Raw genomic sequence first — 19,548 nt, forward strand, 5'->3', positions numbered from 1 at the left:
TGTCAGGCTTCTTGCGGCAGCCAGGCGCCGATCACCGGCTTGAACTCGCGCACGGTTCGCTGGGCGACGACACCTTCGAGGTGGTACGGGTCCTGATCGATGATCTCGGTCAGCGCCGCCTCGTCGGCCGCCTGGTAGAGCGAGACGCCGCCCGAGCCGTCGCCCAGCGGGCCACCGAGCGCGACGACGCCCTGTTCGGCGAGGTCGGAGAGGAATTTCCGGTGCCGGGGCCGCACTTCCTCCAGCTTTTCCTGCACGTACCGGATCTCCACCAGGAACCAGGCCATCGACGTCTCCAAGATCGCTTCAACGGGTCGGTGGTAGACGCTATCCGACCCCCGCCCACGTTCTCAGGATCCGATCAGGCGGGAGTCTCGCCCCACCCGATACGCTGATCGGGCGCCACGCACAGGTTGTGCTTCAAAGGGGTAAATGAACAGGTAGGGGTACATGCTCGAGGGCAACGCGGAACGCAGTGTCGAGGTGACCCTCGGCCATCTGCGCACCATGGACGGACCGGTCACGCCACCGCCGCCGGCGGCGCCGCTGACCCTTGAGGATCTCTATCGCCAGCACCGGATGCGGCTCGTCCGGCTGGCCATCCTGCTCGTGGACGAACCGGCCACGGCCGAGGACGTCGTCCAGGAGGCGTTCACCGGGCTCCACCGCAACTGGGGAAAGCTGCGGGACGCCGCCGCGGCCGTCGGCTACCTGCGCACCGCGGTGGTCAACGGATCACGCAGTGTGCTGCGCCGCCGCAAGACCGCTCGCGAGTACGTCGCGCCGCACGCCGTCAACGCGCGTTCGGCCGAAAGCCTCGCCATGCTGTCGAGTGAACATCAGGCCGTTGTGAGCGCTTTGTCCAAACTGCCGCCCCGCCAGCGTGAAGTTCTGGTGCTCCGTTACTACGGTGGGCTGAGTGAGGCCGAGATTTCCGAGGCCGCCGGTATTTCGAAAGGTACCGTGAAGTCAACCGCCAGCCGGGCGCTGGAGGCACTGCAGAAAGCGATGCAGTCGCCGAACTGACACCCGGCTTTAATCTCGACCGCTGGGTTGTGCCGCCATGCTTGGTCCAGACCAATATATGCTGGGGGGCGTGAGAGGCGCCGGAGATTTCGTGATCGTGGGCGGCCGGGTAGTGACCCCGGACCGTGTACTCGACGACGGCTGGCTGGCTATCGCCGGCGGCACGATCGTCCAAGTCGGTTCCGGGACACCCCCGGACATCGACCGCGTCCATGTCGACGGGGGCCTGGTCATCCCCGGCTTCATCGACACCCACTGCCATGGCGGTGGGGGCGGGTCGTTCTCCAGTGGAAATCCCGAGGAGCTGTTCCGCGCCGTCCGCGCGCACCGGCGCCATGGGACCACGACCATGCTCGGCAGTCTGGTCTCGGATCCCATCCCGGTGCTCAGGGACCAGATCGCGGCCCTCCGAGAGCTGGTCCAAGAGGGTGAACTTGCCGGGATTCACCTTGAAGGACCCTTCATCTCCAAAGCGCGGTGCGGGGCACACGACCCGGCGACGCTGATCGAGCCGGACACGGCGACGGTGAACGCGCTCCTCGGCGCGGGCCGCGGCGACATCCGGATGGTCACGCTCGCCCCGGAACTGCACGGTGGCGTCAAAGCGGTACGGCAACTGGCCGAATCGGGCGTCATCGCCGCCATCGGGCACACCGACGGCGTGGAAGACCAGATCATCCCCGCGATCGACGCGGGCGCCTCCGTCGCGACCCACCTCTTCAACGCCATGCGGCCCCTCCACCATCGCGAGCCGGGCCCGATCGGCGCCCTCCTCGACGACGAGCGGATCACCGTCGAACTGATCTGCGACCTCGTCCACGTGCACCCGACGGTGCTGCGGCTCGCCGCGCACCACGCGGGCAAGGGCCGGACGGTGCTCATCACCGACGCCATGTCGGCCACCGACGCCGCCGACGGCAGCTACATCCTCGGCCGCCTCGAGGTCGACGTCCGCGACGGTGTCGCCACGCTGGCCGGGAACGGTTCACTGGCCGGCAGCACGCTGACCATGGACGCGGCCTTCCGCAACCTGGTCCGCGGCGCGGGCATCGACCTGCTCGACGCCGTCCGCGCGACCTCCGGCCGGCCGGCCGAACTGCTCGGCATCGCCGACCGGACCGGGTCGCTGCGCGCCGGGCTCGCGGCCGACGTCGTCGTGCTGGACCGCGACCTGCGACCGGTCAAGGTGCTGCGCCAGGGCGAGTGGGTCGAGGACGACGCTGCGGCTACATTGAGCGCCACGGCCCCGCTGAGCGGCGCGGTCGAAGGCGGTGTGTCGGTCAGCGACGGGTAGCGGCGAAGGGAGCCTGGATGAGCGAGCCCAAGGACCCGGAGAAGCTCCTAGCCGACGCCTTGCGCGCTCAAGCCGTCTTCGCCCCTTCGGCGGAGCGGATCACCGAGGCTTCCACTGAGAAACCGGTCGAACCGGACACCGAGATCAATTCGGGCACGCAGAGTGATTCGGATGACTCGGACACTGTCGAGTCCGCTCCGGGGGAGCACGAGCTGCCTCTCCAGTACGGCCTGCTTTCCGGTGCGAGCGCGGACTCGCTCGAACGGGAGCGCGTCGCGCTGGAGAACGCGGAAACGGCCAGGCTGGCGGAACGTCCGACACCGCCTCCGGCGCCTTCGCCCGGCAGTGCCCCGCTGCCCGCGTATTGGGTGTTGCTGCTGGCCGTGCTCCTGGGACTGGCCGCCGGTTCGGTGATCGGGCTGCTCACCCTGATCTGAGCCGCCCTCTCCCGTCGGGTTAAGGCACTCTGCGTCACCCTGTACCGTTTTGGTGTGATCCTGGCGCAGAACACCGTGACGACGATGGGGCTCCTGCCCGAGTGGCTGGACCCGAAGATCCTGTTGAGCGGGCTGACCGTCCCGGTCATCACCGTGCTCTGCCTGATCATCTTCATCGAAAGCAGCGTCTTCCCGGTGCTGCCCGGCGATTCCCTGCTGTTCACCGCGGGCCTGCTCATCGCCAACGGCTCGATCAAGGCCCCGCTCTGGCTCGTGTGCGTGCTGGTCACGCTCGCCGCCCTGATCGGCAACATGCTCGGCTACGGCCTCGGCTGGAAGATCGGCCCCTGGCTGTTCCGCAAGCCGGATTCGAAGTTCTTCAACAAGAAGTACGTCGACCAGACACACGCCTTCCTGGAGAAGCACGGGCCGAAGGCGGTCGTGCTGGCGCGGTTCGTGCCGTTCGTGCGGACGTTCATCACCTGGATCGCCGGCATCGGCAAGATGGACCCGAAGAAGTACTTCACCTACACCGTCATCGGCGGCATCCTGTGGGCCGCCGGGATCACCGCGCTCGGCCACCTGCTCGGCGGGGTCGCCTTCATCGAGAAGAACATCGACGCGATCTTCATCCTGATCGTGCTGGTGTCGGTGGTGCCGATCGTGATCGAGTACCTGAAGGCGCGCCGCGAGAAGAAGCACGCGGGCACCGACGCCGCTCCGGCCGTGGACATGGACGCGACGCAGCAGATCCCGCGCGTGCGCGACTGACCCTTCCGACGTGCCAGGAAAGGCCCGTTACTTGCAAATTTTGCAAGTAACGGGCCTTTCCTGGCGTTCGGGAGGGGAATGGCGTCCGCGACGGGGCCGGGTTGGTCGTGAGTGGCGTTTCGGGTTAGAACACGAATCGCCACTCACGACCACCCGGGCCGAGACGCCCCACCCGACCCGCCGGGAACGACCGCGCTTGGCTTCTCGACACGCCTAGCGGACGTTTCACACATCCTCTAGAGGACGATTCCCCCAGCTCTCGCCGTTCAGAGGGAGAACATCGAGTCCGGGTTGAAGAGGTTCCCCGGGTCGAGAGCCTGCTTGATCTGGCGATGCACGCGAAGGCCGACTTCGCCGATCTCCTTCGCCAGCCACTCGCGTTTGATCCTGCCGATGCCGTGTTCGCCGGTGACCGTCCCGCCCAGCGACAGGGCGACCTCGAGAATCGCGTCGAACGCCGTCCGCGCGCGGGCGAACTCCTCCTCGGAGTCCGGCGAGTAGACGATCGTCGGGTGCATGTTGCCGTCGCCGGCGTGGCCCACCACGGCGATCCGCAGCCCGACCTCTTCGCTGATCCGCTCGCAGCCCGCGATCAGCTCGGCGATCCGGGTGCGCGGCACGCAGACGTCGTCGGTCAGCCAGACGCCGTACAGCTCCAGCGCGGTGAGCACGACCCGCCGCGCCTGCAGCAGCATCTTGCCCTCTTCGAGATCTTCGGTGGCGTAGGCCAGATCCGCACCGCAGTCGACGCAGATCTGTTCCAGGGCGGCGAGTTCCCGCCGTGCGACCTCGCCGCCGGAGTCGGATTGCGCGAGCAGCAAGGCTTTGCAGTCCGAGCTGGTGCCGAGGTCGGTCTTGAGATAGGCCTCGGCGGCCTTGATGGACGTCGCGTCCATGATCTCCAGCAGCGACGGCACCAGCCCCTCGCGCACGACTCGCGCGACGGCTTCCCCGGCGGCCTCCGTGCTGTTGAAGGCCGCGACGAGCGTGGAAGGCAGCTGCGGCAACGGTTTCAGCGCGACCGTCGCCTGTGTGATCACCCCGAGCGTGCCCTCACTGCCGACGAAGAGCCGCGCGAGGTCGTAGCCCGCGACGCCCTTCACCGTGCGGCGCCCGGTCTTCAGCAGCGACCCGTCGGCGAGCACGACTTCCAGGCCCAGTACCGAATCCGTGGTGACGCCGTACTTCACGCAGCACAGACCACCGGCGTTGGTCGACAGGTTGCCGCCGATGGTGCACCAGTCGTAGCTGGAGGGGTCCGGCGGATAGAACAGGCCGTGTTTCTCCACGGCGGTGCGGAAATCGAGGTTCACCACGCCGGGCTGCACGACGGCGAGCCGGTTGCCCTCGTCGATCTCGACGACCTGGTCGAGTTTGGTCAGCACCAGCACGACACAGCCGTCGATCGCGTTCGCGGCGCCGGACAGACCACTGCCGGCGCCGCGGGGCACGATCGGGACCTCGAATTCCGCGCAGGCCTTGACCACGGCCTGCACCCCCGCCGTGTCGGCGGGCAGCACCACCGCGAGGGGCCTGCCCGACTCGGCGAGCGGCATCATGTCGCGCGAGTACGCGGCCGTGACGTCGTAGTCGGTGAGTACCGCGGCCTCGCCGAGATGCTCGCGGAGCCGGATGACCAAGGCGTCGTTGCTCATACCCTTATCGTAGGCTCATCAGATCCGCACTGCGGAATCTTTCTTCCGATTGAGCAGAATGTACGCTTGAACACCCGTATAGACGAGCACGACGACGCCTGCCCATGCGGTGACGTGCATCCCCTGGGTGAAGGCTTCACGCGCCGACGCCAGTAGCGCCTGCCCCTGCGCGGGGTCGAGCTGCTGCGCGGTGGCGACGGCGCCACCGAGCGTGTCCCGCGCGGCCTCGGGCGTGCCCTCCGGCAGGCCGGAGCGGTAGACCGCGGTCGCGACACTACCCAGGATCGCGGTGCCCAGCGCGCCGCCCAGCTCGAAGCCGGTCTCGGAAATCGCCGACGCGGCCCCGGCCCGTTCGGCCGGTGCGGCCGAGATGACCAGGTCGTTCGTCAGCGTCTCCGACAGGGCGACACCGCCCCCGAGCAGCGTGAACGACACCACGACGTACGCGAGCCCGCCGCCGGACGAGACCTGCGTCAACGCCAGGAACCCGACAGCGGCGACCAGGAGACCGACACTGACCAGCACGGAGACCCGGATCCGCTTCGCGAGCCAAGCCGCGAGAAGCGCGCCGGTGATCCCGGCGACCGTCGCCGGGAGCATCCACAGCGCGGCGACGACCGGGGTCAGCCCGAGCACCAGCTGCAGGTACTGCGGCACCAGGAACAACAGGCCGACCAAGGCGAACACGCCGAGCATGTTCGTCACGACGGACCCGCTGAAGGCCCGGTTCGAGAACAGCTTCAGGTCGAGCATCGGCTCGTCGAGACGGTTCTGCCTGCGGACGAACAGCACACCGAGCGCGAGACCGATCAGGATGCTGATCGCGGCCTTGAGGGTGAAGCCGTGTTCGGCGACCAGCTTGATGCCGTAGACCACCGGCAGCATCGCGGCCAGGGACAGCAGCGCCGACAACGGGTCGAAGCGGCCCGGCTTCGGGTCACGCGCCTCCGGCAGCACGAACGGTCCGACGACCAGCAGCACCAGCATCACCGGGACGTTGATGAGGAACACCGAACCCCACCAGAAGTGCTCCAGCAGCCAGCCGCCGAGCACCGGTCCGAGCGCCATGCCGCCGGAGAACCCGGCACTCCACACCGCGATCGCGGTCCGGCGCTGTTTGGGGTCGAGGAAGATGCTGCGGATCAGCGACAGCGTCGACGGCATCAGCGTCGCGCCACCGACCCCGAGCAGCGCCCGGGCGATGATCAGCATGAACGCGCTGGTCGAGAAGGCCGCGAGCACCGACGCGGCGCCGAACGCCGCGGCACCCATGAGCAGCAGCTTGCGGCGCCCGATGCGGTCGCCGAGCGTGCCCATCAGGACCAGCAGGCCCGCCAGCATGAACGAGTAGATGTCGACGATCCACAACTGCTCCGCACCGGTCGGCGCCAGATCCTCGGACAGGAACGGCAGCGCGAACCCGAGCACCGTCATGTCCACGCTGATCAGCAGCACCGGAAGCACCAGTACCGCCAACGCCCACCACTGCTTGCGCCCCGCCATGGCGCACTCTCCTCAATTAGGTAAACCGTCTGGACGGTACAGTTACCGCCTGGTTCGAAGGTAAACCGTCCGGACGGTATAGTCAACTGATATGGCGAAGCCCACGGCGAAGGAACGCATCCTCGACTCGTACGAAGAGATCCTCATCGAGCAGGGCCCCGGCGGCATCACCTTGGAAGCCGTCGCCGCGCACGCCGGAGTGTCGAAGGGCGGCTTGCTCTACCACTTCGGCTCGAAGGAAGCCCTGGTCGACGGCCTGTTGGAGCGCCTCGCCCTCTTGTCGGAGGAGGACCTCGAGCGGGCACGAAACGCACCCGAAGGTGTCGTTTCGTGGTACCTGCGCACCGCGATCACCGACGTCACCCAGCGCAAGCCGCTGCATCGCACGACCATGGCGACGATCCGGATCATGCTCAACGAGCCGCGGGTCTCCGAGGTCGTGCAGGTCTACAACCAGCGGGTCCACGACCTGATCAGCGAGCACGTCGACGACCCGCTGACCGCCGAACTGGTCATCCTGGTCGGCGACGGCCTCTACCTGCGGGCGGCACTCGGCCGGGACGACCCCAGCCCCCTCCTCGACCGGATCGACGAGATCAAGGCCCGCATCCAGCGCTGATTTCCTCGCGTTTAGTCCTCTAGTTGCGGTCGAGGCCGTAGACGCGCTCGATCGGGATGGTGAGCAGGACCCGCTGGTCGGCGACCATGGCGTCCCGGAACTCGTCCCAGTCCGGATGCTCGCCCCGAGCCCGCCGGTAGTGATCCACCAGCGCGTCGACGGTCGCGTCGTCGCGCGAAGCGGCGGTCGGCGTGAGCACGGCCGGACCCTCGACGACGACGTAGCTGCCGCCGCTCTCGGTCGCGACATGGAACGTCGCCCGCGGGTCGCGCTGGAGATTCCTGGTCTTGGCGCGCGGCGCGGTGATCGAGATCAGGATCGCGCCGGCGTCCGCGTCGTAGAGATAGTTGACGGTCGAGAGCTGCGGCCTGCCGTCCCGTTTGATGGTGGCGAGGGTGCCGAGGTTGTGGCCGGCGAGGATCGCGAGAAGCGCGGAGTCGGTCATGACTTCATCAAAGCGCGACCGGTCCGGCTTGTTCCCCTGGCGACAAAACACCTGCTCAGCACCCCAAGACGGGCGAACCGGACAAACATGCACGAATAAATGTGCTTGCATGCGGCAACTAAAGTGTTGTCCGACACACCCGGTCACTTTCTCCTTGCGAAGCACCCTTGAGAGGAACATCCTTGCTCTAGGCAACTAGTTGCAGTGACCAAGCAACCGGCGAGAGAGACCACCATGACACCCACGACACCCGGCACCAGGTCGAAGTCCGACCTCGATCTGGCCGACACCCTCGGGCACGAGCTCGTGCGGCTCGTCCGCCTGGTCAACCGGGCCAAGTCCCAGGTGTCCAAGCAGGGGCCGGACGGCATCGAGCGGGCCGCGTACGCGATCCTCTTCTGCCTCATCCACGTCGGGCCCCAGCGGACCAGCAAACTCGCCGAGTTCCTGCACTCCGAGATCTCGACCATCAGCAGGCAGTCGAGCTCTCTCGTCCAGCACGGGCTGGTCGAGCGCCTGGCCGACCCCGAAGACGGCCGCGCCTGCCTGCTCGCACCGACCGCCGAAGGGCTCCGGGTGTTCGAGGAGAACCGCAAGCAACGGAATCAGTGGCTCGCCGAGGTCCTCGGCGACTGGTCCGACGACGACCGGGAAACCCTCAACTCGCTGTTCCACCGGCTGAACGACGACATCGAAAAAACATCTCCACAGTTCGCCGACCCCGCGTCGGCGTCGAAGGCCAAGGGGGCCTGAACAATGAGTTCCACCGTAGAAAGTCCACCAGCCGTCGAGGAGGACGGGCCCCGGCTCAGCCACCGTCAGATCGTCACGATCCTGATCGGCCTGATGTCGGGCATGTTCCTGGCGGCGCTCGACCAGACGATCGTGGGCACCTCGATCGTCCGCATCGCGAACGACCTCAACGGGTTCGACCTGCAGGCCTGGATCACCACGGCCTACCTGATCACCTCGACCATCGTCACGCCGATCTACGGCAAGCTGTCCGACATCTACGGGCGCAAGCCGTTCTACATCGCGGCGATCTCGATCTTCCTGATCGGTTCGATCGCCTCGGCGTTCGCGACGTCGATGTACGAGCTGGCCGCGTTCCGCGCGATCCAGGGCCTCGGCGCCGGTGGTCTGATGTCGCTGGCGATGACGATCATGGGCGACATCGTGCCGCCGCGGGAACGCGCCCGCTACCAGGGTTACTTCCTCGCCGTGTTCGGTATCTCCACCGTGCTCGGCCCGGTGCTCGGCGGGTTCTTCGCCGACTTCGACAAGCTCGGCAGCGTCTTCGGCTACGACATCGCCGGCTGGCGCTGGGTCTTCCTGATCAACGTGCCGATCGCGATCGTCGCGCTGTTCGTCGTCGCCAAGGTGCTCAACGTGCCGCACCAGCGCCACGACCACAAGATCGACTGGTGGGGCGGGCTCGCGCTCGTCGTCGCCGTGGTGCCGTTCCTGATCGTCGCCGAGCAGGGCAACAAGTGGGGCTGGGGCTCGCAGAACGCGATCATCTGCTACGTCATCGGCGCCATCGGCGTGGTCGCCTTCATCTTCATCGAGAAGCTGATGAAGGACGCGGCGCTGATCCCGCTGCGGCTGTTCAAGAACTCGACCTTCACGGTCGCGATCATCGGCGGCGTCATCGTCGGTGTGGCGATGTTCGGCGCGATCATGATGATCCCGCAGTACATGCAGGTGGTTCAGGAGTTCTCGCCGACCGAGTCGGGTCTGCTGATGATCCCGCTGATGGCGGGCATCATGAGCGGTTCGATCATCTCGGGCCAGATCACCAGCAAGACCGGCCGCTACAAGGTGTTCCCGGTGGTCGGCACGCTGCTGATCGCGGCGGGCGCGTTCTTCTTCGCGCAGGTCGAGTACAACAGCGCGCTGTGGCACCCGCTGGTCGCGGCCGCGATCATCGGTCTCGGCCTCGGTGCCTGCATGCAGACGCTGATCATCGCGGTGCAGAACGCGGGCCCCCGCAGCGACATGGGCGTCTCGACCGCTTCGGCGACGTTCTTCCGGCAGATCGGTGGTACCGCGGGTGTCGCGGTGTTCCTGACGATCCTGTTCAACGTCCTGCCGGGCAACATCACCAAGGCGTTCGGCGGCAACGCGCCGACCGGGGAAGGCGCCGCGGCGCTGGGCGACATCCAATCGAACACGAGCGGTATCGCGAGCCTGCCCGAGGCCATCAAGACCCCGGTGCTGATCGGCTTCACCGAGTCGATCACCACGGTGTTCTACGTGGCGGGCGCGGTCGCGCTGCTGGCGACGCTGGTGCTGATGTTCATGAAGGAGATCCCGCTGCTCGGCGGCTCGACTCCTTCGGCGGCATCAGCTCTCGAAGGCGGCGAAGCCCTCCTCGAAGAAGAGGAGCCCGCACCTGTCGAAACGGCTTCCGAGAAGACGGTCGTCACCGCTCCGGTGACTCCCGAACCCGGCAAGCACGCGATGACCAACGGGAACGGCAACGGCGTCTATCGGGCGGGATCCGCGCAGATCAGCGGGCACGTCCGCCGGGACGACGCGACGAACGTCGCGGGGGCGGCGCTGACCCTGATCGACCACAACGGCAATCAGGTGGCCAGGACCCACACGAACGAGAACGGCGTCTACTCCTTCGCCGGGATCGTGGGCGGGCGGTACACGATCGTCGCCAGCGGTCGCTGGTTCCGGCCGGTCGCGGCGACGCTGACCGCCACCGGCGCCGGCGTGCTGCGCCACGACGTCGAACTGGTCAGCACGATCCTGCTGAGCGGGGTCGCCCGCACCGACGGGGAGCGGATCGTGCCGGACGCGCGGATCACCGTGCTCGACTCCTCGGGCGGCGTCGCCGCCGTGGCGAGGACCGACGCGGAGGGCAACTACACGATCAGCGACCTGCCCGCCGGGACGTACACGGTGATCGCCAGCGGCTACCCGCCCGCCACCAGCCGGGTGGAGCTGCTGGGCGGTGACCAGGCCGAACACGACGTCCGGCTGAGCTACGACCAGGCGCTCGACGAGCTCATCGAGCACTAGGCGCGAGTGAAATGAACGGGACTTTCATTGCAAAATTTGCAATGAAAGTCCCGTTCATTGCGTCCGTGGGGCGCGTGACCGGAACTTTCGGACACCCCGATTCCACGGTTCGGCCGCATGCGGTTCGCCGAGTACACGTAGGCTCGCGTCGTGAGTGAGGTGTACACCGAGGCCGCGGGCATCGGCGTGAGCTGGCTCGACACCGCCGGGCCGGTGCTCGTCTGGGTGATCGTGCTGAGCTTCATCTTCGTGGAGTGCGCGCTGATCATCGGGCTGTTCCTGCCCGGCGACTCCCTGCTGTTCGCGGCCGGGGTCGTCCTCGCGCAGCACGGCTCCGACCTGAACGCGTGGCTGCTCTCGGCGGCCGCGCTGCTCGTCGCGATCCTCGGCAACCAGGTGGGCTACTACATCGGCCGGACGACGGGCACGAAACTGATCGCCCGGCGCGGGGGCAAGGTGCTGAACCGGCACAACCTCGACCGCGCCAGGAACTTCCTCGATCGCAGAGGCTTCTTCGCCATCGTCGCCGCGCGCTGGATCCCGTGGATCCGCACGCTGGCGCCGCTCATCGCCGGGACCGCGCGGATGGATCCGCGCCGGTTCGCCCTCGCGACGGCGCTCGGCGGGCTGCTCTGGGTGCCGACGCTGGTGCTGCTCGGCTACTACGGTGCCGGCCTGCTGGACCAGCTGCCGTGGGTGAAGACGGCCGCCCTGTGGATCAGCGTCGCGTTCTTCGTGGTGGGCACGGCCTACGGCGTGATCCGCTACCGCCAGGAAATGCGGCGCCCGGCGGACGAGGTCGAGGACCGCGCGACCACTTAGGCCGTGTCCGGTGGGTCTGTTCGATGGGCTTCGTGATCCAGGTGGTTCCTGACGGTGCGGGCGGATCGGCCTCGTACCGGGTCGTACTCGGCCGCATCCGCCCGTGCCGTCAGGGACCGCCTGGGCGCGAAGACCGCGAACAAGACTCGCCGGACACGGCCTAAGCGTCCGCCCAGATCTCCAGCTGGATGCCATCGGGGTCACGGAACACGATGACGGACGAGCCTTCCAGGGTTCGCGATCCCTTCGACGGCGTGTAGACGACGCCGTACTCCGAGAGCCGCGCTTCCCACTCGGCCAGTTCCGACCGCGACGAGACCTTGAACGCCACGTGGTCCAGACCGGTCCGCCGTTCGTCGAACCGCGGCCGCTCGGTGTCCTGATGTTCGACGAGCACCACCGCGAAACCCTCGCTCGGCGAGCGCAACACGACCTTCCGCAGACCCGTTTCGGGGTCTTCGCGACGCGTGAACTCCTCGAGTTCGAGCACGCGGGCGTACCAGGGCACGCTCCGGTCCACGTCGGTCACGGTGAGTGCCAGATGGTGCACAGACATGAGCTTGGACATCGGGGATGACCGTCCTGATCAAGAGCTTGGGGGCGCAACCAGGGTGACACAGGCGCCTGGGGCCACGAGGTGATCCGCCGACTTCCCACATGAATCGTGATATCTGCCGGGAAACCGTGTTAAAAAGTGGCTGAACCGCACGCGGACCCGATATCCGCTCGTAACCGGTCCGTGGCCCCGGGGGTCAACGCCCTCCGCCGACGGTCAGCACCGTCCCGGTGGTGTACGACGCGGCCGGGGAAAGCAGCCACAGCACGGCTTCCGCGACTTCGCCGGGTTCGCCCGCTCGTCCCATCGGAATGGTCGGGGCGATCCGGTCCATCCGATCGGGCAGCCCGGCCGCCGCGTGCAGGCCGGTGTGGATCATCCCGGGTGCGACGGCGTTGATCCGGACGGACTCCCGCGCGACTTCTTGCGCCACGCCGTAGGTCATCGTTTCGACCGCCGCCTTGGTCCCCGCGTAATGGACCCACTCCCCGGGCGAGCCGGTCCGCGCGGCGGTGGAGGACACCGTCACGATCGCGCCGCCCGCGCCGCCGTACCGGGTGGACATCCGGCGGATGCCCTCGCGGACGCACAGGAAGACGCCCGTGATGTTGACATCCACGACGCGACGAACGACGTCGACGTCGTATTCGTCGAAGCGGCCGGGGGTGTTGCCGGTGATGGCCGCGTTCGCGACCACCCCGGCGAGGGGACCGAGTCCGGCGGCCGCGTCGAACAGGGCCAGCACGTCGTCTTCGGACGCGACGTCCCCGCGCCGGGCGATCGCCTGGACGCCGTGCTTCCGGGCGCGCGAAGCGACGTCTTCGGCCGCTTCGGCATCACCCGCGTAGTTGACGACGACGTCGTAACCACGCGCGGCGGCCAGTTCGCAGACCGCCGCGCCGATGCCCTTGCTGCCGCCGGTGACGAGGAGAACACCACTCATATGGCGAAGTTGACCAGCGGAAGATTCTCGAGGACCAGGTCGGCCCGGCCGCTGGTGGACGCGATCAAATCGGCGTTGCGCTGGTCGGAACCGAGGGCGCGTCGACGCGCGTCGACCAGCGAACGGCCGTAGCGGCGGTGGCGCGAAACGAGCCGCTCGATGCGCTCGGGTTCGTCCGGCGCGAGGAACCAAGACTCGGCGAGGATCGGCTTCACGCCGCTCCACGGGTCGTCCTGCATGAGCAGGTAGTTCCCCTCGGTGATGACCAGCGGCACGTCCGGCGTGACCGCGACGGCACCGGCGATCGGCTCCTCGATCTCACGGCGGAACTCGGGCGCGTAGACCGTCTCGCGGCCTTCGGCGAGCCTTCGCAGCAGGTGCACGTACCCGGCGGCGTCGAAGGTGTCCGGCGCGCCCTTGCGCTCCGCGCGGCCGAGCCGCTGCAGTTCCACCTGCGCCAGGTGGAAACCGTCCATCCCGACCACGGCCGCCCTCGTGCCCAGCGCCTTCGCCAGGCCCCAGGCCAGGGTCGTCTTGCCGGACGCGGGGGCACCGACGATCCCGAGCACGCTGCGCTGCCCCGGCTTCGCCAGCGTCTGAGCCCTGCTCAACAGGTCCTCGAACACCGGAGGCATGGCTGTCATGGCAGTCCTTTCTTCGCGACCGCGGCCGTCCACGACCTCGGTCCTTCATGCCGCACCCGTTCGGCGGCCACCTCGTTGGCGAACTCGATCCAGCCGGGGACGTCCCCTGTGTCCCTGGCGACCGCGTACGCGAAAGCGCCGTGCCAGACGTCGCCCGCCCCTAGCGTGTCACGCGCCTGGGTGACGGGAACGGGGATCTCACCGGAGCCGTCCGCCGTCGACCAGCGCACCGGATCGGGGCCCGCGGTCGTGATCACCACCGGCACTCCGTGCGCACGCGGATCGTCCCCGCGGTAGAGCGAGGAGCACGCGGCGATGTCGACCAGCGGCAGGAGTTCGGCGAAGACCGGCTTCCAGCTCCCGGCGTCGAGCACCACCGGCACGCCGCGCTCCCGCGCCCAGCGCGCCGTGTACGTGGCGACCTCCGGATGGTGCCCGTCGAGGAGCACGCACCCGGGCAATTCGTCCTCTGGTTGCGGTAGTTGCGCGTGCAAGGACCGCAACGAGAGGACGAATCGCGAAGAGGCGTGGGCGTTGCGTGAGACGACGGTGCGTTCCCCGTCGGAGTCACGGACGACGATGGCGCTGATCGCGGGCGGATCGGGCCGTGCTGGATCGAGGTCGACGAGGTCGACGCCGTGCGCCTCGAGGTCGGCGCGGGCCAGCGCCGCCAGCGGGTGCGCACCGGCGACCGTGAAGAGCGTCGCCCCGGCGCCGAGCGCGGCCACGGTCACCGCCGCGTTCGTCGCCGGCCCTCCGGCGGCGACGTCCACGGACAGCGAACGCACCTTCTCGCCCGGCGCCGGGAACTCGGCGACGCGCTGAACCTGGTCGACGGTGCACAGGCCCGCCAGCAGCACCCGCCGCACTACAGACCCGTGTGCACGGCTGCGGCTACCTCTTCGACTTCGCCGTTCTCGCCGAGCTTCAGCGCACCCGTGAGCAGGCCGACGACCTGGTTCATCGTGTGCGTCTTCGGCGAGACGACCGCGACGCGCTTGCCGAGGCGGTGCACGTGGATGCGGTCGGCGATGTCGAACACGTGCGGCATGTTGTGGCTGATCAGGACCACCGGCAGACCGCGTTCACGGATCCGGTTGATCAGGTCGAGCACCTTGCCGGATTCGGCGACGCCGAGCGCGGCGGTGGGCTCGTCCATGATCACCGCCTTGGTGCCGAACGCGGCCGCCCGCGCGACCGCGACACCCTGGCGCTGCCCGCCGGACAGCGTCTCCACCGGCTGCGTGATGGATTTGATGTTGATGCCGAGTTCGTCCAGGATCCGCTGGGCGTCGGCCCGCATGGTCGCGGTGTCCAGCTTCCTGAACAGCTGCCCGAACAGGTCCTTGCGCCGCTTTTCCCGGCCAAGGAACATGTTCGACGCGATGTCGAGCGCCGGGGCGACGGCGAGATCCTGGTACACCGTCTCGATCCCGTAGTGGCGAGCGTCCAAAGGGGACTTGAAGTGCACGGCCTGACCGTCCACTTTGATCTCACCGGCGTCCGGGATCACCGCGCCCGAAAGGGCTTTGATGAGGCTCGACTTCCCGGCGCCGTTGTCGCCGACCACGGCGAGCACCTCACCGGGGAACAGTTCGAAGTCGGCGCCGTCGATGGCGGTGACCCGGCCGTAGCGTTTGACGAGCCCCTGAGCGGACAACGTTGGTGTCGTCATGACTGCTGCCTCCTCGCGAAACGGTCGACGCAGACGGCGCCGATGAGCAGGGCACCGGTCGCGACGTCCTGGTAGAGCGCGTCCACCCCGAGCTGGGTCAAACCGGACCGCAGGACCGCGACGACCAGCGCGCCCATCATCGTGCCGAGAACCGAACCCCGGCCGCCGAACAGGCTCGCGCCGCCGAGCACCACCGCGGTGATCGAGTCGAGGTTGCCGAGCTGGAAGGCGTTCGGGTCGGCGTTCGGCACGCGGCCGAGCGCCTGCCAGGCCGCGATCCCGACGATCACCCCGGCGACGATGTACACCGAAAGGATCGTCCGGTTGACCTTGATCCCGGACAGCCGCGCGGATTCCGGCGCGTTGCCGACCGCGTAGACGTGCTTGCCCCACGGAGTCCGCGTGAGCGCGTACCAAAGTGCCAGGTACATCAGCAAAGCCAGCGTCATGCCGTAGGTGATGGGGATGCCGCCGAACAGGTAGCGGCGGGTGCCGAGCCATTTGAGCAGCGAGTCGGCGACCGGGACGGCCTGGCCGCTCGCGAACAGTTTCGCGGCCGCGGTGAGCACCGTCAGCAGGCCGAGCGTGACGATGAACGGCGGCAGTTTGATCCGGGTGACCAGCGAACCGGTGACCATCCCGATCACCACCGTCGCCACGATTCCCAGCAGCAGCGCCCAAATCCCGGAAACGCCGCCGACGACGAGCTTCGCCATGATCAGCGTCGCGAGCACCATCGCGGCCGCGTTGGCCAGATCGATACCCGCGGTCAGGATGATCAGCGTCTGCCCGAGGGCTAGCGTGCCGACCACCAGGGACTGTTGCACCACAAGGGAAAGGTTGTCGAGATCGAGGAAGGTGTCCGTCGAGAGGGAGAACACCACGATCGCGACGAGCAGGGCCAGCGCGGGCCCGACCGCCGGTGCGCGCAGGAAGAACTCACCGATGGTCGGCCGCTCGTTGCCCTTGAGGGTCAAGGTACTCATTTCGTCCCCCAGCAGTTCTCGAGGCCCCACTTGGTGTCCTGGCTTTCCACGCCGGGGATCGGCTTGTCCGTGATCACCGCGGATCCGGTGTTGACGAACCCGCTCGGCTTCTTGCCGGTCTTGGCGTACTCGACGGCGGCGAGGACGCCCTGCTCCGCCATCTTCTTGGGGAACTGCATGACCGTGGCGGCGTACTGGCCGTCGCGGACGTTCTTGACACCTTCGCAGCCGCCGTCGATCGAGCCCATCACGATCTGGTTCACCAGGCCGCGGGCCTGGAGGGCGGCGTAGGTGCCGCGGCCCATCGGCTCGTTCATCGTGTAGACGGCGTTGATGTCGGTGGTGCGCTGCAGCAGGTTCTCCACGCCCTGCTGAGCCAGGCTCTGATCGCCGTTCGCGGGCGTCTTGCCCTTGATCTCGGGCGACGCGTCGGTCAGGCCGATGCCCTTGAGGAACCCGGTGTGCCGCTGAGTGTCCACTGTGGATCCGGCGGTGCCGTCCACCATGAACAGCTTCGGCGGCTTGCCCGCGAGAACGGCCTTCACGTACGCGCCCTGCTGACGTCCGGCCTCGAAGTTGTCCGTGGCGAAGGTGGCGTCGACGGCGGTGTCGGGTTCGGTCGCGGTGTCGAGCGCGATGACCAGCACCCCGGCCTTGCGGGCGCGGTCGATGGCGTCGAGCACACCGGTCGAGGAACTCGGCGTGATCAGGATGGTGTTCGCACCCTGCTGCATGAGGTTCTCGATGGCCCGGACCTGGCCGTCGTTGTCACCGTCGAACTGGCCGGCGAGCGCGTTGAACTCCGCGCCGTTCGCTTCGGCGGCCGCCTTGGCCGCCGCTCTCAGCTCGACGAAGTAGGGATTGGTGTCGGTCTTGGTGACCAGGCCGACCTTGGCCTTGCCACCACCGCCTGCGTTCGATCCGCCACCCCAGTGGCGTTCGACCGTGCACCCGGCCGTGGTCGCCGTGAGCACGGCAGCCAGGGTGAGCGCGACGAGACTGCGCTGTCTCATGGGGGATGCCCTCCGATTCGAGGCTGTCCTGATGGACCGGAAGGTAGACAGGGTTATGCTCACTCGCAAGCGTTTGCGCAAACGCTTGCTCGCAGACCTGATCGAGGATTGGTAATGCCGCCGTCACGCTCCTCCCGCCCCACCCAACGCGATATCGCCGAGCTGGCGGGAGTCTCGATCACGACGGTCTCACACGTGGTCAACGGGACGAGAGCGGTGGCCGAGGAGACCAAGGCCGCGGTCCTGCGCGCGATCGAGCAGACCGGCTACACCGGTGACGCCATCGCCCGTTCCCTGGTCACCGGCGGCACGCGGTCGATCGGCGTCGCGATCTCCCTGCTGGCGAACCCGTACTTCGCCCTGCTGATCCAGGCGATCGAGCGCGAAGCCGCGTCAGCCGGCTACACGGTCTTGCTGGCGGACACGCACGACACCGTCGACACCGAGCGTGAAACCGTACGAACCCTGCGCTCACGCCGGGTCGACGGACTGCTGATCACGCCGTCGCCCGGCGACGGTTCGGTGATCGGCGAGCTCGTCTCGCTGGACGTTCCGACGGTGCTCATCGACCGGCTCTCCACCCGCACCGACGTCGACCAGGTCGGCGCGGAGAACATCCAGTCGACGTCCGCGCTGACGGCGCATCTGGCGTCGCTCGGGCACCAGCGGATCGGCATGATCAGCGGCACGGCGGGGCTGAGCACCAGCGAGGAACGCATCCTCGGCTACCGGCTGGGGCTCGGCCGGTCGGGTTTGACCTGGTCGGAGGACCTGGTCGCGTGCGGACAGTCGTCGCGGGCCGGCGGCGCGCTGGCGCTGAGCACGCTGCTCGCGCTGCCGGAACCGCCGACAGCGCTGGTGGTCGGCAACGACAGCATGATGGTCGGGGTACTGCACGAGCTGCGCAAACGTGGACTGCGCGCCGGGATCGACCTGCCGGTGGTGGTCTACGACGACGTCGAGTGGGCCGATCTGGTCGATCCGCCGCTGACCACGATGGCGCAGCCGATCGAGGAGATCGGCACACAGGCAGTGCGCCTGTTGCTGGCCAGGATCAACGATCCGGCACGCAAGGCCCAGACGATTCGGATTCCGCCTACGCTCCGCCATCGGGCGTCCTGCGGATGCGCGCATGTTCACTCACATTGATGATTGTTGGCCGACTTTCCGGTCTCGCCGCCGAGCGGGGGTCCAACAGCCGTTACCTTCATTCAAGCTCGGATGAAGGCGTGGACCGATGACCGCATTGTCGCCGGCGTTACCCCTGTGGGAGGACACCCCTGTCACCCACCGGTTCGGGGTGGCCATGGCGATGCACGCGAACCCCTATTCGGGTGAGCTCATCCGTGCCATCCGCCGCGCCGGACGACGTCACGGCTGCGAGATCACCCTCGCCGACACCGGGGACAGCGTCGCCGAAGAGGCCGCGGTCATCCGCGCGCTGCGGGCGGACCGCGTCGACGGTGTCCTGCTCGTCCCGGCGGCCGGTGACGAAGCGGTGATCAACGGCCTGGTCCGGATGGGTGTGCCGACCGTGCTCGTCGACCGGATGGCCGGGCGCAACGACGTCGACCAGGTCGGTTCCGAGAACATCCAGGCCGTGTGCGCGCTCGTGCGGCACCTCGCCGGGCTGCGGCACCGCAAGATCGGCTTCATCTCGGGCGAAGAGGACATGGCCACCTTCGAGGAGCGGGCGCTGGGATACCGCCTCGGCCTCGGCCGCTCCGGCATCCGGTGGACGTCACAGCTGGTCGCGTGCGGGCAGTCGACCCCGGGTGGGGCGGCCGCCGCGACGGCGAAACTGCTCGACAGCTGGCCGTCGCCGACAGCGCTCGTGGTGGCGAGCGAGGCGATGATGATCGGTGTCCAGTACGAGGCGCACCGGCTCGGCATCCGGATCGGGCGCGACCTGGCGATCGTCGGGTACGGCGACATGGAGTGGGCGGGCCAGGTGACCCCGGCGGTGACCACGATGGCGCAGCCGATCGAGGAGATCGGGCGCAAGGCCGTCGAACTCCTGCTGGCCCGGATCACCGACCCTGAGCGACGACCCGAATCCGTACGGCTCGCACCGCGCTTCATACACCGTCAATCGTGCGGCTGCTGAGTCACAACTCGCTGGTCAG

The 19,548-nt window shown here is 68.0% G+C and carries 21 protein-coding genes; 10 read left to right on the forward strand and 11 right to left on the reverse strand.

Going from position 1 to position 19,548, the window contains the following annotated elements:
* Positions 1–2: 2 nt before the first annotated feature.
* The gene (locus BKN51_RS33065; RefSeq protein WP_101611344.1) at positions 3–287 is read right to left on the reverse strand and encodes a YciI family protein; all 285 of its coding nucleotides are present in this window, start codon (positions 285–287) and stop codon (positions 3–5) included.
* Between the two features lie 163 nt (positions 288–450).
* On the opposite strand from BKN51_RS33065, the gene BKN51_RS33070 reads away from it, so the two are divergent.
* The 4 genes from BKN51_RS33070 to BKN51_RS33085 all read left to right on the forward strand — a co-directional run bounded on the left by BKN51_RS33070 (position 451) and on the right by BKN51_RS33085 (position 3,528).
* On the forward strand, positions 451–1,026 hold the full coding sequence (locus BKN51_RS33070; protein WP_101611345.1) for a SigE family RNA polymerase sigma factor: 576 nt from the start codon (positions 451–453) through the stop codon (positions 1,024–1,026).
* 91 nt (positions 1,027–1,117) lie between these two features.
* Positions 1,118–2,320, forward strand: a complete 1,203-nt coding sequence (gene nagA / locus BKN51_RS33075) for an N-acetylglucosamine-6-phosphate deacetylase (protein ID WP_101611346.1) — start codon at positions 1,118–1,120, stop codon at positions 2,318–2,320.
* A gap of 17 nt (positions 2,321–2,337) precedes the next feature.
* Positions 2,338–2,757, forward strand: coding sequence for a hypothetical protein (locus tag BKN51_RS33080; RefSeq protein WP_101611347.1), 420 nt, complete (start codon positions 2,338–2,340; stop codon positions 2,755–2,757).
* Positions 2,758–2,811: 54 nt separating this feature from the next.
* The gene (locus tag BKN51_RS33085; protein ID WP_101611348.1) at positions 2,812–3,528 is read left to right on the forward strand and encodes a DedA family protein; all 717 of its coding nucleotides are present in this window, start codon (positions 2,812–2,814) and stop codon (positions 3,526–3,528) included.
* A gap of 266 nt (positions 3,529–3,794) precedes the next feature.
* Here BKN51_RS33085 and BKN51_RS33090 read toward each other — a convergent pair whose 3' ends face one another.
* Positions 3,795–5,183 carry an FAD-binding oxidoreductase gene (locus BKN51_RS33090; protein ID WP_101611349.1) on the reverse strand — a complete coding sequence of 463 codons (1,389 nt, stop codon included), beginning with the start codon at positions 5,181–5,183 and terminating at the stop codon, positions 3,795–3,797.
* Between the two features lie 18 nt (positions 5,184–5,201).
* Positions 5,202–6,686: an MFS transporter gene (locus BKN51_RS33095; RefSeq protein ID WP_101611350.1), complete on the reverse strand. Its 1,485-nt coding sequence runs from the start codon at positions 6,684–6,686 to the stop codon at positions 5,202–5,204.
* A 91-nt stretch (positions 6,687–6,777) separates the two neighbouring features.
* Here BKN51_RS33095 and BKN51_RS33100 point away from each other — a divergent pair, with 91 nt between their 5' ends.
* Positions 6,778–7,305 (forward strand): TetR/AcrR family transcriptional regulator, encoded by a 528-nt coding sequence (locus BKN51_RS33100; RefSeq protein ID WP_101611351.1) that lies wholly within the window; start codon positions 6,778–6,780, stop codon positions 7,303–7,305.
* A gap of 19 nt (positions 7,306–7,324) precedes the next feature.
* On the opposite strand, the gene BKN51_RS33105 is transcribed toward BKN51_RS33100, so the two are convergent.
* On the reverse strand, positions 7,325–7,750 hold the full coding sequence (locus BKN51_RS33105; protein WP_101611352.1) for a PPOX class F420-dependent oxidoreductase: 426 nt from the start codon (positions 7,748–7,750) through the stop codon (positions 7,325–7,327).
* Between the two features lie 234 nt (positions 7,751–7,984).
* Here BKN51_RS33105 and BKN51_RS33110 point away from each other — a divergent pair, with 234 nt between their 5' ends.
* The 3 genes from BKN51_RS33110 (at position 7,985) to BKN51_RS33120 (ending at position 11,605) form a co-directional block, all read left to right on the forward strand.
* Positions 7,985–8,503: a MarR family winged helix-turn-helix transcriptional regulator gene (locus BKN51_RS33110; RefSeq protein WP_101611353.1), complete on the forward strand. Its 519-nt coding sequence runs from the start codon at positions 7,985–7,987 to the stop codon at positions 8,501–8,503.
* A gap of 3 nt (positions 8,504–8,506) precedes the next feature.
* Positions 8,507–10,783 (forward strand): MFS transporter, encoded by a 2,277-nt coding sequence (locus tag BKN51_RS33115; protein WP_101611354.1) that lies wholly within the window; start codon positions 8,507–8,509, stop codon positions 10,781–10,783.
* 150 nt (positions 10,784–10,933) lie between these two features.
* A complete protein-coding gene (locus BKN51_RS33120; RefSeq protein WP_101611355.1) occupies positions 10,934–11,605 on the forward strand; it encodes a DedA family protein in 672 nt (223 codons plus the stop codon).
* 160 nt (positions 11,606–11,765) lie between these two features.
* Here the strand turns inward: BKN51_RS33120 and BKN51_RS33125 are convergent, their stop codons facing one another.
* From BKN51_RS33125 to BKN51_RS33155, 7 genes are all read right to left on the reverse strand, one after another.
* On the reverse strand, positions 11,766–12,173 hold the full coding sequence (locus tag BKN51_RS33125) for a VOC family protein (protein ID WP_101611356.1): 408 nt from the start codon (positions 12,171–12,173) through the stop codon (positions 11,766–11,768).
* A gap of 184 nt (positions 12,174–12,357) precedes the next feature.
* A complete protein-coding gene (locus tag BKN51_RS33130; protein WP_101611357.1) occupies positions 12,358–13,104 on the reverse strand; it encodes an SDR family oxidoreductase in 747 nt (248 codons plus the stop codon).
* Positions 13,101–13,748: a nucleoside/nucleotide kinase family protein gene (locus BKN51_RS33135; RefSeq protein WP_076156365.1), complete on the reverse strand. Its 648-nt coding sequence runs from the start codon at positions 13,746–13,748 to the stop codon at positions 13,101–13,103. Before BKN51_RS33135 ends, BKN51_RS33130 begins: the two co-directional genes overlap by 4 nt.
* Positions 13,745–14,608, reverse strand: coding sequence for a PfkB family carbohydrate kinase (locus tag BKN51_RS33140; RefSeq protein WP_101613601.1), 864 nt, complete (start codon positions 14,606–14,608; stop codon positions 13,745–13,747). The genes BKN51_RS33135 and BKN51_RS33140 overlap by 4 nt, the downstream gene beginning before the upstream one ends.
* Positions 14,609–14,616: 8 nt before the next feature.
* Complete coding sequence (locus tag BKN51_RS33145; RefSeq protein WP_101611358.1) at positions 14,617–15,423, reverse strand: ATP-binding cassette domain-containing protein; 807 nt, start codon at positions 15,421–15,423, stop codon at positions 14,617–14,619.
* Positions 15,420–16,409: an ABC transporter permease gene (locus BKN51_RS33150; protein ID WP_101611359.1), complete on the reverse strand. Its 990-nt coding sequence runs from the start codon at positions 16,407–16,409 to the stop codon at positions 15,420–15,422. Before BKN51_RS33150 ends, BKN51_RS33145 begins: the two co-directional genes overlap by 4 nt.
* Entirely contained in the window at positions 16,406–17,422 is a 1,017-nt protein-coding gene (locus BKN51_RS33155) for a substrate-binding domain-containing protein (RefSeq protein ID WP_101611360.1), read from the reverse strand. Before BKN51_RS33155 ends, BKN51_RS33150 begins: the two co-directional genes overlap by 4 nt.
* Positions 17,423–17,536: 114 nt before the next feature.
* On the opposite strand from BKN51_RS33155, the gene BKN51_RS33160 reads away from it, so the two are divergent.
* Both BKN51_RS33160 and BKN51_RS33165 read left to right on the forward strand, forming a co-directional pair.
* Entirely contained in the window at positions 17,537–18,571 is a 1,035-nt protein-coding gene (locus BKN51_RS33160) for a LacI family DNA-binding transcriptional regulator (protein ID WP_101611361.1), read from the forward strand.
* An 88-nt stretch (positions 18,572–18,659) separates the two neighbouring features.
* On the forward strand, positions 18,660–19,529 hold the full coding sequence (locus BKN51_RS33165; RefSeq protein WP_168214444.1) for a LacI family DNA-binding transcriptional regulator: 870 nt from the start codon (positions 18,660–18,662) through the stop codon (positions 19,527–19,529).
* Positions 19,530–19,548: the final 19 nt, after the last annotated feature.

It is taken from the genome of Amycolatopsis sp. BJA-103, from assembly GCF_002849735.1.
Lineage (GTDB): Bacteria > Actinomycetota > Actinomycetes > Mycobacteriales > Pseudonocardiaceae > Amycolatopsis.

Excerpts from the sequence above, each read along its gene's own strand:
- BKN51_RS33065 (WP_101611344.1), bottom strand. The coding sequence starts at position 287 with ATGGCCTGGTTCCTGGTGGAGATCCGGTACGTGCAGGAAAAGCTGGAG.
- BKN51_RS33070 (WP_101611345.1), top strand. The coding sequence starts at position 451 with ATGCTCGAGGGCAACGCGGAACGCAGTGTCGAGGTGACCCTCGGCCAT.
- BKN51_RS33080 (WP_101611347.1), top strand. The coding sequence starts at position 2,338 with ATGAGCGAGCCCAAGGACCCGGAGAAGCTCCTAGCCGACGCCTTGCGC.
- BKN51_RS33090 (WP_101611349.1), bottom strand. The coding sequence starts at position 5,183 with ATGAGCAACGACGCCTTGGTCATCCGGCTCCGCGAGCATCTCGGCGAG.
- BKN51_RS33095 (WP_101611350.1), bottom strand. The coding sequence starts at position 6,686 with ATGGCGGGGCGCAAGCAGTGGTGGGCGTTGGCGGTACTGGTGCTTCCG.
- BKN51_RS33100 (WP_101611351.1), top strand. The coding sequence starts at position 6,778 with ATGGCGAAGCCCACGGCGAAGGAACGCATCCTCGACTCGTACGAAGAG.
- BKN51_RS33105 (WP_101611352.1), bottom strand. The coding sequence starts at position 7,750 with ATGACCGACTCCGCGCTTCTCGCGATCCTCGCCGGCCACAACCTCGGC.
- BKN51_RS33110 (WP_101611353.1), top strand. The coding sequence starts at position 7,985 with ATGACACCCACGACACCCGGCACCAGGTCGAAGTCCGACCTCGATCTG.
- BKN51_RS33115 (WP_101611354.1), top strand. The coding sequence starts at position 8,507 with ATGAGTTCCACCGTAGAAAGTCCACCAGCCGTCGAGGAGGACGGGCCC.
- BKN51_RS33125 (WP_101611356.1), bottom strand. The coding sequence starts at position 12,173 with ATGTCCAAGCTCATGTCTGTGCACCATCTGGCACTCACCGTGACCGAC.
- BKN51_RS33130 (WP_101611357.1), bottom strand. The coding sequence starts at position 13,104 with ATGAGTGGTGTTCTCCTCGTCACCGGCGGCAGCAAGGGCATCGGCGCG.
- BKN51_RS33135 (WP_076156365.1), bottom strand. The coding sequence starts at position 13,748 with ATGACAGCCATGCCTCCGGTGTTCGAGGACCTGTTGAGCAGGGCTCAG.
- BKN51_RS33145 (WP_101611358.1), bottom strand. The coding sequence starts at position 15,423 with ATGACGACACCAACGTTGTCCGCTCAGGGGCTCGTCAAACGCTACGGC.
- BKN51_RS33150 (WP_101611359.1), bottom strand. The coding sequence starts at position 16,409 with ATGAGTACCTTGACCCTCAAGGGCAACGAGCGGCCGACCATCGGTGAG.
- BKN51_RS33155 (WP_101611360.1), bottom strand. The coding sequence starts at position 17,422 with ATGAGACAGCGCAGTCTCGTCGCGCTCACCCTGGCTGCCGTGCTCACG.
- BKN51_RS33160 (WP_101611361.1), top strand. The coding sequence starts at position 17,537 with ATGCCGCCGTCACGCTCCTCCCGCCCCACCCAACGCGATATCGCCGAG.
- BKN51_RS33165 (WP_168214444.1), top strand. The coding sequence starts at position 18,660 with ATGACCGCATTGTCGCCGGCGTTACCCCTGTGGGAGGACACCCCTGTC.